Origin of the sequence: Rathayibacter sp. VKM Ac-2801 (assembly GCF_009834245.1) — a bacterium.
GTDB lineage: Bacteria > Actinomycetota > Actinomycetes > Actinomycetales > Microbacteriaceae > Rathayibacter.
In genome coordinates, this window is the sequence record NZ_CP047183.1 from 3,087,974 (window position 1) to 3,100,993 (window position 13,020).

The window sequence follows — 13,020 nt, forward strand, 5'->3', positions numbered from 1 at the left end:
CACCGCTCGTGAATTCCACCCGAGGTGAACAAGGCTCAGAGAAGCGCGCAGGCTCGGACGCGGATCGCGACCGAGGATCAAGACTAAGGGTGTATCGTCCGCGCCGCACATTCGACGGAATAGTGACGAGGACTCGATTGCCGAAGAGAGGACTCCGCCCTTTCCGCTCATCGTGGAGACGACGGTCACCGGCGTCCGTTCCCGGCGCTCATCGCCGCACGGTAGAGCGCGGGCGCCGCGGCGGCGAGCCCGAAGAGGACCGAGCGCTTGAGGTCGCGGCGGCGCACGAGCGCGACCAGGTGCCGGAGTCCCGCCTCGTCGTGCGCGGCCCGCCAGAGCCGGTCGGCCTCCTCGGGGCTGTGCGCGCCCGAGGTGGCGTCCTTGAAGCGGGAGAGCAGGGAGAAGCGCGCGCGGTAGTAGGAGTAGTCCTGCGAGTCGAGGATGCGCGGGTCGAGCCCGCGGGCCGTCCGCTCGATCACGGCGGCGAGCCCGGCGAGCGAGTCGGCGCGCTTCGCGCCCGAGCGGATGATCGAGCCGGAGCGGAGGCGGTACTCGTAGACGGAGTCGGGGACGACGACGACCTCGTCGGCCGCGGCGAGCAGCTGCGCGACCTGCGCCTGGTCCGAGTGCTGGCGGATCCGCGTGAAGTCGATGCCGTCGAACAGCTCGCGACGGAACAGCTTGTTCCAGAGGTGCCCGGTCAGCTCGCCGACCAGGAGCGCGGTGAAGGCGCCCCGGCCCGAGAGCGCGAGCGGGCCGCGCAGGGCGCCGACGCGCGTGGATCCGGTGGCGTCGACCGTGACCGCCTGAGCGACCACCACATCGGCGCGGCCCGCCTCCCCCGCGGCGAGCATGGCCGCGACCGCGGTCTCCGGCCACTCGTCGTCGGCGTCGACCAGCCAGACCCATTCGCCGGCGGCCTCGCCGACGGCGCGCTCGCGAGCGGCGGCGACGCCCTGGTTCTCGTCCTGGCGGAGGTAGCGGATCCGCTCGTGCTCCTCGGCGAACGCGCGGCCGATCGCCTCGGTCCCGTCGGTCGAGGCGTCGTCCACCACCAGGATCTCGAGCTCGGCGTGGGTCTGCCGCAGCAGGCGCTCCAGGGCGGAGGCGAGGTGCGCCTCCTCCTGGTGCGCCGGGACCACCACCGAGACGAGGGTCACTTCTGCCCCACGACCCGGCGGAGCACCGTCTCGAGGTCGCGGCCGCTCGACTCCAGCGAGAAGCGGTCGAGCCAGCGGTCGATGCCGGTGATCTCGAGCTCGCTCGCGCGGATCAGCGCGTCGGCGAGGTCGGAGGCGGAGGGGGTGAGCGCGAGCTCGCCGGTCAGGCCGGGGACGATCGCGTCCGCGACTCCGAGCGCCCCGGACACGGCGACCGAGGGCACGCCGGCGGCGGCCGCCTCGACCAGCACGTTGCCGAAGCCCTCGCGCAGCGACGGGAGCAGCACGACGGCGTTCTCGTCGAAGTGGTGGAACCAGTCCTCGACCCAGCCCATGTCCTGGAAGTCCACGCCGCGCGCGGCCGCCTCCGCCTTCATGCTGCCGAGCAGCGGGCCCCCGCCGAAGGAGACGACCTTCGCGGGGATGCCGCGGCGCTCCAGCTCCTCGGCCGCGAGGATCGCGAGCTCGGGCCGCTTCTGGACGACGAGGCGGCAGGGCAGCACGATCTGCAGGCCCGCCGCGGTGCCGGGGGTGCGCGAGACCTGGCGCGAGCGGTCGACCTTGGCGGTCGCCGGGTTCGGCACCACGGTGCAGCGCTCGCCCGAGACGCCGAAGCCGGCGACGAGCTCGCCCGCGACGGGGTGCGAGATCGCGATGACGTGGTCGGCGCGGCGGTAGAGCGTCTTGGCGAGCCCGAGCTGCACCTTCTGGGTCTTCGAGAAGCCCGGGATGCCGAGCGAGACGAGGTTGCGCTCGCTCACGATGGTCTTCGGGCGGTCCGCCTTCGCGGTCATCTCGGCCGAGGCCAGGAGCACGATGTTCGGGTAGCCCTGCAGGGCGACCGCGACGTCGGGGGTGCGGCGGCGGAACAGCTCCTTGAGCATCCGCGCCTTGCCGACGTGGCCCGTGCCCTCGCCGATGCGGTGCAGCACCGCGCCCTCGGGGAGGTACTCGTCGGTGCCCTTCACCGAGGTGGTGACGACGTCGACGTGGTGGCCCTGCTCGAGGAGCCAGCCCATCCAGGTGCGGGCGACGAACTCGGCCCCGCCGCCGTGCAGCGACGTGACGACGAACATGATCCGCATGCGCGGTCCCTTCTCCTGCGCCGCGCTCATCGCACGACCTCCGCGCCGAGGCCGCGGGTGTTGAGCGCCGAGAGGCGGCGCACCTCGGGCATGGCAGCGTCGATGGTGGCGCGCACGCCGCCGTCGCCCGGCTCCGCGAGGATGCGGTCGATCACCGGGAGGACGCGGTCGGCGAAGCCGGGGACCGGCTCGACGCACAGCTGCGGCAGGCCGATGAGGCGCATGATGCCCTCGACCTTGCCCTGCGTGGCGAGGGTGATCGCGGGGACGCCGAGCGAGAGCGACATGATCGCGAGGTGCATGCGGCCGGTGACGGTCAGCAGGGCGTCCTCGGCGAGGCCGCGGATCTCGGCGGGCATCAGCACGCGGTCGACGACGGTGACGCCCTCGGAGCCCACGCGCTCGGCGACCGCGCGGACGGCCACCTTGTCGTCGCCGATGGGGCGGGAGACGTGCGGGAGGAGCACGACGTGCACGCCGGCGGCGCGGAGACGGTCGACGATGCGCTCGTACTCCGGCACCTGGTCGACCATGCCGGCGACGAGGGCGCTCGCGTTGACGAGCGCGAAGGGGACGCCCTCGGGCAGTCCCAGCCCCTCGCGGAAGCTGCGGTCGCGGGTGCGCGCCGAGAAGACGATGTCCGTGACCTCCTCGACGCGCTGCACGCCGATGCTCCGGGCGCGCTCCGCCGAGAGCGGGTCGCGGAGCATCGGGACGACGCCGGCGCGGGAGGCGGCGATCAGGGAGCGGCGGGCGGCGAGGCGGGCCGCAGCGTTCCAGGAGAAGCCGAGGATGCGGGTGGGCACTCCGGCCTCGGCGGCGGCCTGCGCGAGCAGGGAGCGGCGGACCGAGCCGCGGAGGCTGTACTTGCCGTCCATCATGTCGGCGCCGACGACCGAGACCGAGCGGGCGCGGCGGATCAGCGCGGCGTAGGCGCGGAGGTCGGCGGCGTGCGCGTCGCCCACGCCGTAGACCAGGTGCGGGAGCTCGACGACCTCGACCCGGTCGGCCTGCTCCTCGGGGATCACGACGTCGCCGGCGTAGCGCTGGATCACCACGACGGGGCCGGTGGTGTTCTCGAGGAACGCCTCCAGCATCGCCTGGTCGCCGATGTTGCCGCTGCCGGGAGCGGCGATCACGAGGTGCGACTCGGGCTCGGGGCGGAGGTCCGCGAGGGCGGCGCGGAGCACCGCCGCGTCGCGGCGGGCGGGGAGGCGGGTCGTCGTGACGAAGTCCTTCTTCCAGGACTTGACGACGCCGAGCTTGAGTTTCATCGATCTCTTTCGGTGGGGGGAACGGCGGCGGGAGGCCGCTCGGAGTCGGGGGTGCCGGCCGTGACGGCTCCGTCGACCAGGGCGCTGTCACCGGTGGGGCTGGTGGCGTCGACCGTGGCCGGGGCGGGAGCGGCGGCCGGGCGGCTGCGGCGGAAGTGGCGGCGCAGGTCGGCGAGGCCGAGGATCTGGCGGCGGAACGCGGGGAGGATCAGCATCCAGAGCCCGACCCCGACCAGGACGGCGGCGCCGCCCACGAGGAGGCGGAGGACGGGCTGGTCGGCGGCGATCCAGACGGTGGAGAAGAAGGAGCCGACCGTGATCGATCCGAACGCGATGCCGCTGCGGAGGCCGTTGGTGAACATCTCGCGCGCGGGAGCGTCGGAGGTGCGGCCGATCCAGATCAGCGCGATCGGCCAGGTGAGGGCGAGCGAGCCGGCGTACGCGATCGCGACGCCCGTCACTCCCCAGTTGGAGCCGAGCAGGATCAGGACGACCATCAGCGGGCGGGTCGCCAGGCTGTACCAGACGCTCTGGCGCACCAGGCCCTTCGAGAGGAACACCCACCAGGAGCAGTACGCCGTGGCCTGGAAGAACCCGGCGACGAGCAGGATCTGGAAGATCGGGACCGAGGCGAGCCAGCGCTCCCCCAGCAGGATCCGGATGACCGAGTCGGACTGGGAGCCGAGGACGGCGAGCACGAGGCCCATCACCGTCAGCATCGCCGACTGGCCGAAGAGGATGAACGTGCGGAACCGCTCGCGCTCGTCCTGCAGCTTGGAGAGCACGGGCAGGGCCACGCGCTGCGCCGGGGCGTTGAGCTGCTGCAGCGGCAGCATCATCAGCTGGAACGCGCGGTTGTAGAGGCCGAGGTCGACCGGGCCGAAGCGCGCGCCGATGATGACGGAGTCGACGTTCTTGCTCGCGTAGGTCAGCGCCTGGGTCGCGAAGACCCCGCCGCCGTAGCGGAGGAAGTGGCCCATCGCCTCGCCGCGGCGGTAGCGGCCGGGACGCCAGCCGGTGATGAAGACCAGCATCAGCACGCCGATGAGCGGCTGCACGACCTGGCTCGCGGCCAGCGCCCAGTAGCCCGCGCCGCCGAGCGCCATCAGCACGCCGACCACGAGGCCCAGCACCTGGCCGACGATGTCCACCAGGGTGAGCTTCACGAAGCGGAGGTGCCGGGCGAGGTCGGCGCGGAACTGCGTCGAGATCCCGTTGAGGAGGAACGTCGAGGAGAGCACGACGGTCAGCAGCTGGAGCCGGTCGTCGCCGTAGAGAGCGGCGATCGGCCACGAGGCCGCGATGACCAGCAGGGTGAGGGTGAGGCCGATGCCCGCGTTCATCCAGAACAGGTTGCTCTTCTGGCCCGGGGTGATCTCCTTCGCCTGGATGGCGGCGGAGGAGAGGCCGAAGTCGCGGAAGATCTCGCCGATGCCGATGATCGCCGTGACCATCGCGAGCAGGCCGTAGTCGGCCGGCGCGAGCAGGCGCGCGAGGACGACGATGCTGCCCAGCTGGACGGCGATGCGGATCGCCTGTCCGCCGATGGTGACGGCGGCGCCGCGGCTCGCGGAGCGGCCGAGGCTCGGGGACGGCTTCTGCGTGGTCGCGCTCATCGGGTCGTGCCCTTCTTGGTGGCGATCGCGCCCTCGTAGGCCGTCTTGAGCTGGAGCCCGAGCACGTCCCAGTCGCGACCGGAGAGGGCGGGGAGCCCCTCCGGCGGGCGGGTGCGCGTGCGCTCGAGCGCGGAGGTGATCAGCTCGGGGGTGAGATCCCCGTCGTACTCGATCACCCAGTCGCTGCCGACCTCCTCGGCCAGGGCCGTGTTGGTGGGCGTGCGGGGCACCAGGATCGACCGGCCGAGCGACAGGGCGACCAGGATCGAGCCGGAGTTGTGCATCTCGCGGTACGGCAGGACGATCAGCTCGGCCCGGCCGATCTCGTCGACCATCTCGGCGTCGTCGACCCGGCGGAGCGTGGTGCGCACGCGCGGATCGCGGGCGGCCCGCTCCTCGACCAGCTCGCGCTGGCCCGTGCTGGGGCTGCCGACCACGTGCAGGGAGAGGGAGTCGTCCTCCACGCCGCGGAACACGTCCATCAGCTCGACGACGCCCTTGTACGGGCGGATGATGCCGAAGTAGAGGACGCGGCCGTGCTCGCGCTCGGGCAGCGGGTGCAGCGCGAACTGGTCGCGGTAGTGGCCGTGCAGCACGGTCACGGCGGGCGCCCGGCCGGGGGTGACGGTCGTGGGGTTCAGGCGGACGAACAGGTCGGTCGCGCGGTCGATCCGGGCCAGCGAGCGGCGCTCGGCGGCGGGACCGAGCTCGTGCGGGTGCAGGTTGTGCACCGTGCGCACGAGCGGGATGCGCTGGAGCGCGAGGCGCACCAGCAGCACGTCGAGGGCGCGGCGGCGGAGGAAGCGGTGCAGCGGGCTGCGGCCGCGGATCATCAGCTCGGGCCAGTGCACGTGCAGCACGTCGTAGTCGGCGAGCAGGGCGCTGCGCCAGGAGAAGAAGAGCAGCTCGACACCGGGCGCGAGGCCGTCGACGATCGAGTCGACGTACTGCGTGGTCGAGTCCGGCGGCGCGAGCGACTGCTGGACGACGAGCGCGGCCGGCGACGAGTCGTTCGCGCGGGAGCGGCGGCTCACCTCTCGCCCCGCATTCCGACGGCCATCGGCGCGTCGAAGATCCGCGCCCCGAGGGGCTGGCGCATCCGGATGCCCTTGGAGAAGTCGGGGACGTGCACCGGGTTCAGGCAGATGATGACGAGGAAGCCCAGGAGCAGGTGGCTCGGGCGGACCGCGTCGATGGCGTTGTAGCCGGCGAGGCAGACCATGAAGCCGAGCAGGCCCGCCGCCGGGCCGACGTCGCGACGGCTGAGCGTGGCGCCGAACATCGCGGCCACCATGATCACGAAGAACAGCAGGCCGGGGATGCCGACGCTGATCAGCAGCTGGAGGAACGAGTTCTCGATGACCACGTCCGAGAACCGTCTGCCGCTGATGCCGGACGTCGCCGCTCCCGAGCCGAGCCAGTGCGTGAGCTCCGCCGCCTTGAGCGACACGGTCACCGCGAGGTCGCGGGCGCCCGCCGAGATGGAGGCGTCGAGGTTGTTGTTGCGGGCCGTGACGGGCTCGAAGTTCAGGACTCCGACGCCCGCGACGAGGCCGGCGATCAGGATCGAGCCGGGCCGCAGCAGCGAGCGGTCGGGGTTGAGGAAGCCGACGGCGACGAGCGCGACGACGACCGCGACGGCGATGGCCGCCATCGGTCCGCGCGAGACGGTCGCGACGACGCCGCCCGAGGCCAGGATGCCCAGCAGCAGGTCCGACTTGCGGGAGCCCTGGAGCCAGGAGCCGAAGGCGAGACCGGCGCCGACGGTGAGGAAGGTGCCGGCGAGCAGCGGGTGGCCGAAGGTGATCTCGGCCCGGTAGAGCGACCAGTGCTGGTCCTGCTCGTAGCCGAGGGCGCCGTAGACGGCTCCGAGGATCGGCGAGCTCTGCGCGACCAGCTCGAGGGCGGCGTAGAGGGCGAGCAGCCCCGAGAGGATCACCCAGGTCTTGCGCAGCAGCACGGCCTCGCGCTGGGCGTCGAAGACGAGCATCGGGACGCCCACGCAGATCGCGAAGCTGAACAGCCACGAGACGCCCTCGCTCGCGAAGGAGCCGCGCACCGTCGCCACGGCCGACCAGAGCATGAGGGCGATGAACGCGAGGATCACCACGGCCCGCCACGGGGAGAGCACGAGCTCGCGGGTCCACGCCTTGACCGGGGCGCGCCACAGCTCGGGAGCGAGCCCGCGCCGGATCGCCCAGATCACGAGGATGACCGCCCACAGCGTCATGCGGAACGTCAGGGTCGAGGGGGTCAGCGGCGTGGGGACGAGCGCGAAGAACGCGAGCGCCATCGCCGGCAGCCAGTGCGCGGGGACCCGCAGCAGCACGTAGGCGCCGACGATCCCGCCGACTCCGGCGGCGACCACCAGGAGGCCGGTGGCCGGCTCCCGGGTCGAGAAGATGTACCCCATCCCGAGGACGATCACCAGGGCGACCGAGAAGAGCGCGCCGACGAGGAGTCGTCGCGGGAGGATGTCGATCACGTCAGGGAGTCCTTCTGGCGTCGGAGCGGAGTGGTGGAGGAGGGGGCGGGCGGTGCGGCGCTCACGGGAGTGGTCCCGTCGGCCTCGATGAGGATCGCGATGCCCTCGCGAGCCGCCTCTCGGCGGCTGGGACGCCTGCGATGCCGTGCCCTCCTCCTCCACTGCTCGACCCTGGCGCCGACCCCCGGGGAGGAGGGGTCGCGTCGGCCCTGCCGCGGATCAGGCGGGGCCCTCCTGGAGCCAGCGGCGGAAGGTCTCGACCGAGTCCCTGTTGGTGGAGGTCGGGACGATGTGGCCGCCCTGGTAGCCGTCGCTGCTGTGGTACGCGATCGTCGCCTCCCTGGCGACAGGGAGCGCCAGGCGGCGCAGGCGTCCGCCGTGGAGCTCGGCGGGTGCGAGCTGGTCGGCCGTGCCGGCGCTGACGCGCAGGCGCACGCCCTTCCAGGCGTCCTGCGGCAGACGGGCGGGGTTGGTCGCACGCAGGAGCGCCCGGTCTCCGCCGTACACGGCGAGGACGCGGTTCGGCTGGGTGTCGTCGCGCGCCGCGATGTCCTCGACGTCGAAGACGCTGCTGGCGTGGTACGCCCCGTAGATGTTCGGCACCATCTTCTTCGCGTAGGCCCAGCACATCATCGCTCCGCCGCCGGAGTTCGAGCGGAGGAAGCTCCCGCGGACGTTCCAGAGGTTCTGCACCCAGGCCGTGGCGGCCGTCTGCACAGCGAGCGCGGTGGGGTTGGTGTAGTTGCTCGGGCCGCCGAAGTCGGGGCTGATGCTGACGAAGCCCAGGTCGACGAGCGGATCGGCCGAGTAGCTGTACGCGTTGTCGAGGGCTTTGTAGCTGCTGCCGCTGGCGTGGTAGAACCAGGCCACCGGCACCGGGGAGCCGGATCCCGGCTTCGCCGAGTGCGGGACGAAGAGACGCGTGGAGTCGTTGCCGATCTTCACGTCGATGATCTCGTAGGGCTTCTTGCCGTTCCTCGAGATCGCAGTGTCGGCCCGCGAGACCTCGCCCGGGAGCTTCGGGATCACGCTGTAGTTCGGCGCGGCGAGCGCCGGGGTCGCCACGAGAGCGGAGGCGGTCGCGGCGGCTCCGACAGCGGAGGCGGCGAGCAGGAGGCGGCGCGAGAGGCCGCGCGGGGTGTCAGTCATATCGAGAATCCTTCGGAGCTTTCGCCATCAGTGTCGAGTCGGCCGACCATTCCGAATTCGACGCACGTGAAGTGACGTCCGGCCCCCCAACCCATTCGAGAGTGTACGGGCCGCGGATGACGCGTGGATGTCGTTCTCATCACGTCTGGTCGCTCGGGCGGGGATCAGCGGGAGGAGGGGAAGAGGCGGCGGGAGAGGCCCGAGGACTTCTCGGCCGCCTGGTGCACCGCGAAGGGCACGGCGGATTCGGCGGAGAGGACCCGTCTCGCCGCGGCGAGCTCGAGCGTCTCGCGGGAGAGGCCCTCGATGTCGACGGTGACCGCGAGGCCGGAATCGGCCAGGCGCGTGGCGATCTGCACCTGGTGGTCGTCGACGTGCTCGCCGAAGGAGGCGCGGCGCGGGACCAGGATCGGCACCCGGCCCTGCTCGATGGCGCTGAGCGCGGTGCCCACTCCCCCGTGCGCGATGACGACGTCGGCCGCCTTCATCGCCGCATTGAGCTCGTCGTGCGGCACGGAGTGGCGGCCGTCGATCCCGAGCCCGGAGACGTCGTTCGCTCCGGTCTGCCAGAGCACTTCCACGCCCTCGAGCAGCGGCGCGAGCGCGGCGAAGAAGCGGGGGAACGGGTATCCGTCCTGCGTGCCGACCGACACGACCGCGCGGCGGATCGGCTGCGGGGCGACGTCCTCGACGCGGTAGGTGTCGAAGATCGAGCCGCCGAAGCTCCAGCGGTCGTCGGCCCAGGAGCGGTACTGCGTGTAGGTCGAGACGGCAGGGACCCGGGCCAGGATCCGGCCGGTCATCGACGGTCCGAGCACGCGGGCGGCGCTCTCGATGTAGTGCGCGGGGATGCCGCGCGAGGCCGCCAGCGGGAGGAAGGAGAGGGCGGGGCTGGCGCCGGTGCTGAAGACGGCGTCGAAGGAGCCGCGGGCCAGCAGGGAGCGGCCGATCAGCGCGTTGCGGAGGACCGGCACGACGGCGCGGGGCGGCGGATCGGCGAGATGGGTCACGCGACGGTCGGCGAGGAGGGTACGGCTGAGAGCACTGTCGACGGTCGCCCAGTGCTGCTCCTCGGGGTCGACTCCGAGGAGGCCCGAGAGGGCGAACATCTCCTTGAGATGCCCGCCTCCGGAGCAGACGAAGAGATACGAAGCCATACGCGCCTTCACTGGTGATGATCGAGATAACAGGCGTGTGGATGATCGATCGTCCGCCGAGAACGACCCCCGGTCCCTGGTGCAGAAGTCGCCCGATCATAGCAGGGAGGTTCGTCGGGGGGTCCTTGTCTGAGAGAACAGTTCATCTCGGCCGGAAAGCGATAGGGGCTCATTCGACAGGCGATATCCGCTCAGTTATCGCGCGCGAAGAGAGCGCAGTCCGCTCGTTCCGGATACCGCCCGGGAGCATCGATCCGGCACAGCGATAGCGGAGTGGCCGATTCCCGTCGATCACCTGCACCGCACGGGTCGCGCGCGTAGCGTCGGACCACCGGCGCAGAGGCCGGTCGACCCAGGAGGAGCGCCATGAGCGACAACGAGCAGAACAGCCCCGTGATGGACGGAGCCGAGGACGCGAGCAACGACGAGAAGCTCGGCGGCCTGATCGACCAGGTCGAGCACGACCACGGAGCCGAGGGCGCCGGCGCGATGGCGGACGCGCTCCGCGACCGCGCCGACGAGACCGACACCGAGATCGCCGAGGAGTCGGACGCGTCCGGCCCGGTCGAGGACAGCGGCACCGCCCAGGTGTGAGCGACGGGGCCCGGGAGACGACCCCGGGCCCCGCTGCCGGATCGCTCGTCCGCGGCCGGAGGCGCTCTAGCGCGTCACCGGAGGCGCGGGTGCGCGGTCGACCGGTCGGACGTGCCGGAGGATCGCGGCCGCGACCGCCCCGGGGGCCTCGCGCTGCACGAAGTGGCCGACGCCGTCGAGCTCGATCAGCTCCCGGCCCGCGGAGAAGTACCGTCCGTTCGCCCGCGCGAGGGCGGGCGTCTCGCAGCCGTCGGCCGTCCCGAGGAGGAAGGTCGTCGGCGCGTCGATGCGCGGCCAGGCGTCGAGCGCCTCCTGCGCGGCGCGGTACACGGCCCGGCCGGGTGCCTCCCGGGCGCCGTGCCGGTAGTAGTCGACGACCGTGTCGGCGAAGCCGTCGGTCGCCGTCGCCGCGAGGACCTCCTCCAGGGCCTCGGGCGGGAGCGAGCCCGGAGGCGACCACTCCCGCCAGGCCCAGCGGACGAGCTGCGCCGGGTCGCTCCGGAACGCCTCCACCCCGGCGGCCGTGCAGAGCCAGTAGCGGTACCAGGCCGCGGCGGCCTCGTCGAGGACCTCGCCGCCGCTCAGCTCGCTCGACGGTCCGTACGCGGTCGCGAGGGTGATCAGTGCGCCGACCCGCTCGGGCGCGAGCGCCGCGACGGCGTGAGCGGTCCGCGCTCCCCAGTCGTGGCCGACGAGCACGACCGGCCCGAGGTCGAGCGCCTCGAGGAGGTCGAGCAGGTCGCCGGCCAGCGCGGCCACCTGCCCGGACCGCGCCTCTAGGTCGACGACGCGGGTCCGCCCGACCCCTCGCAGGAAGGGGCGCACCACCCGGAGTCCGGGGGGAAGCAGCTCCAGGACGTCGTCCCAGGTGGCGGGGACGTCGGGGAAGCCGTGCACGAGCACGAGCGGAGTCCCGTCCGCCGGTCCCTCGTCGAGGTACTGGATGTCGGTGAAGCGCGTGGACAGGATGCGCGCGCCCGCCCCCTCCTGCTCCGGCCCGTCCGAGCGGGAGTGCCGCGGCCCGCTCACGGGCGGTAGAGGGAGTCGACGGGGACCTCGCTGCTCGAGCCGTCCCGGGTGGTGATCGTGACCGTGCCGGCAGGCCCGGCGGCGAGGCCGTTTGACGAGGGCCACCAGGCGGTCCAGGAGCCGCCCTCGAGGGTCGCGACGACCGGCTCGACGCCCGCCTCGTGCAGCACCACCGATTCCACGTCCGCGCCCGCGAAGCCGACCGCGTAGATCAGAGCGGCGTCCCCCTCTCCGAAGGTGCCGGCCGAGCTGACCTGGACGGCGTCCGCGGCGAGAGGGCCGACTGGTGCGGCGTCCGCCACCTCCCACATCCCCGCGCCGTTCCCGGCGCTGAGGCAGTAGTAGAGGGAGTCGTCGAAGCGGTAGATCATCGAGGCGGCGTCGCCGCGCGCGTCGAGGTGCGAGACCTCCGGCGGCCCGGCCTCGCCGTTGGGGCTCTGCAGGTTCGTCGCGCACCACTGCGTCGCCGACTGCCCGAGCTCGGAGGTCGGCAGGATGCGCTCCGGGATCGCGGTCCAGGAGGCGAGCACCGCGCGGTTCAGCCCGACGGAGCCGGTGCCGGGGAGGAGACCCGGGACCACGACGATCACCGCGGCTGCGGCGGCGGCGGCCAGGAGCACGGTCGCCGCGCCGGCGATCGCCCAGTCGCGGGGGCGGAAGAGACGGGGAGCGGCCGCCTCCTCGCTGATCCAGATCTCGCCGAGGAGCGCGTCCCGACGAGCGGCCTCGGCAGCGGTGAGGGGGGTGCGGGGCTCGGCGTCGTGCGCGCGGAGCAGGTCGAGGAGCTGGTCGGTCATGAGAGGGTCCGTTCTGCCGTGCCGGAGAGGAGGGTGGAGTCGAGGGGGGCGAGCAGCGCCGCCAGGCGCCGCTTCGCGCGGGTGAGCCGCATCGCGTAGGCGGCCCGGGAGCAGCCGAGCACCTGGGCGGCGTCGGCCTGCGGGAGGTCCTCCCAGACGTGGAGGGCCAGAGCCTCCTGCTCGGCGAGGGGGAGCCGCTTCCACGCGCTCTCCAGGTCGAGGCGGTCGCCGACCGACGGGTCCGCCTGCTCCTCCGGGGCGAGGGTCCCGATCCGCACGGCGAGCGCCTGCCGGCGGTTCTCGCCGCGGGCGGCGTTGAGGATCGCCTTGCGGGCGGTGCCGAACAGCCACGGCCGCACGTTCTCCGGCAGGTCCTGCCGGCGGCGCCAGGCGGCGAGGAAGGTCTCGCCGACGATGTCGTCGACCGTCGCGGCGGGAGCGCGGCGACGGACGAAGCGGAGCAGGTCGTCGTAGTGGGCGCGGTACAGCTCGGAGAAGTCGTCTCGGGAGCGGATGCTCATGGTTCCCCTTTCGCGGAGTCACAGGTACATGTCCGGCTGCGGCGGCGATGCAACATCCGTGTCGGCGGGAGTCCCGCAGGGCGGTCGTCCGGCGGTGGCCGCTGCGTCCTGCGCGGCGCTCCGCGTCCGGGCAGGATCCACCGCGCGGGGGAC

General features: G+C 72.7%; 12 protein-coding genes. 1 reads left to right on the forward strand and 11 read right to left on the reverse strand.

Annotation, left to right across the window (positions count from 1 at the left end):
- Window positions 1–185: 185 nt before the first annotated feature.
- The 8 genes from GSU45_RS14465 to GSU45_RS14500 all read right to left on the reverse strand — a co-directional run bounded on the left by GSU45_RS14465 (window position 186) and on the right by GSU45_RS14500 (window position 9,926).
- A complete protein-coding gene (locus GSU45_RS14465) occupies window positions 186–1,160 on the reverse strand; it encodes a glycosyltransferase family 2 protein (RefSeq protein ID WP_159915947.1) in 975 nt (324 codons plus the stop codon).
- On the reverse strand, window positions 1,157–2,275 hold the full coding sequence (locus tag GSU45_RS14470) for a glycosyltransferase (protein WP_159915949.1): 1,119 nt from the start codon (window positions 2,273–2,275) through the stop codon (window positions 1,157–1,159). Before GSU45_RS14470 ends, GSU45_RS14465 begins: the two co-directional genes overlap by 4 nt.
- On the reverse strand, window positions 2,272–3,519 hold the full coding sequence (locus tag GSU45_RS14475) for a polysaccharide pyruvyl transferase family protein (RefSeq protein WP_104275865.1): 1,248 nt from the start codon (window positions 3,517–3,519) through the stop codon (window positions 2,272–2,274). The genes GSU45_RS14470 and GSU45_RS14475 overlap by 4 nt, the downstream gene beginning before the upstream one ends.
- Window positions 3,516–5,135, reverse strand: a complete 1,620-nt coding sequence (locus tag GSU45_RS17415; protein WP_159915951.1) for a lipopolysaccharide biosynthesis protein — start codon at window positions 5,133–5,135, stop codon at window positions 3,516–3,518. Before GSU45_RS17415 ends, GSU45_RS14475 begins: the two co-directional genes overlap by 4 nt.
- A complete protein-coding gene (locus tag GSU45_RS14485) occupies window positions 5,132–6,169 on the reverse strand; it encodes a hypothetical protein (protein WP_159915953.1) in 1,038 nt (345 codons plus the stop codon). Before GSU45_RS14485 ends, GSU45_RS17415 begins: the two co-directional genes overlap by 4 nt.
- On the reverse strand, window positions 6,166–7,620 hold the full coding sequence (locus tag GSU45_RS14490; protein WP_159915955.1) for a hypothetical protein: 1,455 nt from the start codon (window positions 7,618–7,620) through the stop codon (window positions 6,166–6,168). The genes GSU45_RS14485 and GSU45_RS14490 overlap by 4 nt, the downstream gene beginning before the upstream one ends.
- Window positions 7,621–7,839: 219 nt before the next feature.
- A complete protein-coding gene (locus GSU45_RS14495; protein ID WP_159915957.1) occupies window positions 7,840–8,769 on the reverse strand; it encodes a hypothetical protein in 930 nt (309 codons plus the stop codon).
- 164 nt (window positions 8,770–8,933) lie between these two features.
- Window positions 8,934–9,926: a glycosyltransferase gene (locus tag GSU45_RS14500; protein WP_159915959.1), complete on the reverse strand. Its 993-nt coding sequence runs from the start codon at window positions 9,924–9,926 to the stop codon at window positions 8,934–8,936.
- A 366-nt stretch (window positions 9,927–10,292) separates the two neighbouring features.
- Here GSU45_RS14500 and GSU45_RS14505 point away from each other — a divergent pair, with 366 nt between their 5' ends.
- A complete protein-coding gene (locus GSU45_RS14505; RefSeq protein WP_104226612.1) occupies window positions 10,293–10,520 on the forward strand; it encodes a hypothetical protein in 228 nt (75 codons plus the stop codon).
- A 66-nt stretch (window positions 10,521–10,586) separates the two neighbouring features.
- On the opposite strand, the gene GSU45_RS14510 is transcribed toward GSU45_RS14505, so the two are convergent.
- The 3 genes from GSU45_RS14510 to GSU45_RS14520 are packed head-to-tail and all read right to left on the reverse strand — an operon-like array spanning window position 10,587 to window position 12,867.
- Window positions 10,587–11,549: an alpha/beta hydrolase gene (locus GSU45_RS14510; protein WP_159915961.1), complete on the reverse strand. Its 963-nt coding sequence runs from the start codon at window positions 11,547–11,549 to the stop codon at window positions 10,587–10,589.
- Entirely contained in the window at window positions 11,546–12,346 is an 801-nt protein-coding gene (locus GSU45_RS14515) for a hypothetical protein (RefSeq protein WP_159915963.1), read from the reverse strand. Before GSU45_RS14515 ends, GSU45_RS14510 begins: the two co-directional genes overlap by 4 nt.
- Window positions 12,343–12,867: an RNA polymerase sigma factor gene (locus GSU45_RS14520; RefSeq protein WP_159915965.1), complete on the reverse strand. Its 525-nt coding sequence runs from the start codon at window positions 12,865–12,867 to the stop codon at window positions 12,343–12,345. Before GSU45_RS14520 ends, GSU45_RS14515 begins: the two co-directional genes overlap by 4 nt.
- Between the last annotated feature and the right edge of the window lie 153 nt (window positions 12,868–13,020).

Excerpts from the sequence above, each read along its gene's own strand:
- GSU45_RS14505 (WP_104226612.1), top strand. The coding sequence starts at position 10,293 with ATGAGCGACAACGAGCAGAACAGCCCCGTGATGGACGGAGCCGAGGAC.
- GSU45_RS14500 (WP_159915959.1), bottom strand. The coding sequence starts at position 9,926 with ATGGCTTCGTATCTCTTCGTCTGCTCCGGAGGCGGGCATCTCAAGGAG.
- GSU45_RS14520 (WP_159915965.1), bottom strand. The coding sequence starts at position 12,867 with ATGAGCATCCGCTCCCGAGACGACTTCTCCGAGCTGTACCGCGCCCAC.
- GSU45_RS17415 (WP_159915951.1), bottom strand. The coding sequence starts at position 5,135 with ATGAGCGCGACCACGCAGAAGCCGTCCCCGAGCCTCGGCCGCTCCGCG.
- GSU45_RS14515 (WP_159915963.1), bottom strand. The coding sequence starts at position 12,346 with ATGACCGACCAGCTCCTCGACCTGCTCCGCGCGCACGACGCCGAGCCC.
- GSU45_RS14470 (WP_159915949.1), bottom strand. The coding sequence starts at position 2,275 with ATGAGCGCGGCGCAGGAGAAGGGACCGCGCATGCGGATCATGTTCGTC.
- GSU45_RS14495 (WP_159915957.1), bottom strand. The coding sequence starts at position 8,769 with ATGACTGACACCCCGCGCGGCCTCTCGCGCCGCCTCCTGCTCGCCGCC.
- GSU45_RS14475 (WP_104275865.1), bottom strand. The coding sequence starts at position 3,519 with ATGAAACTCAAGCTCGGCGTCGTCAAGTCCTGGAAGAAGGACTTCGTC.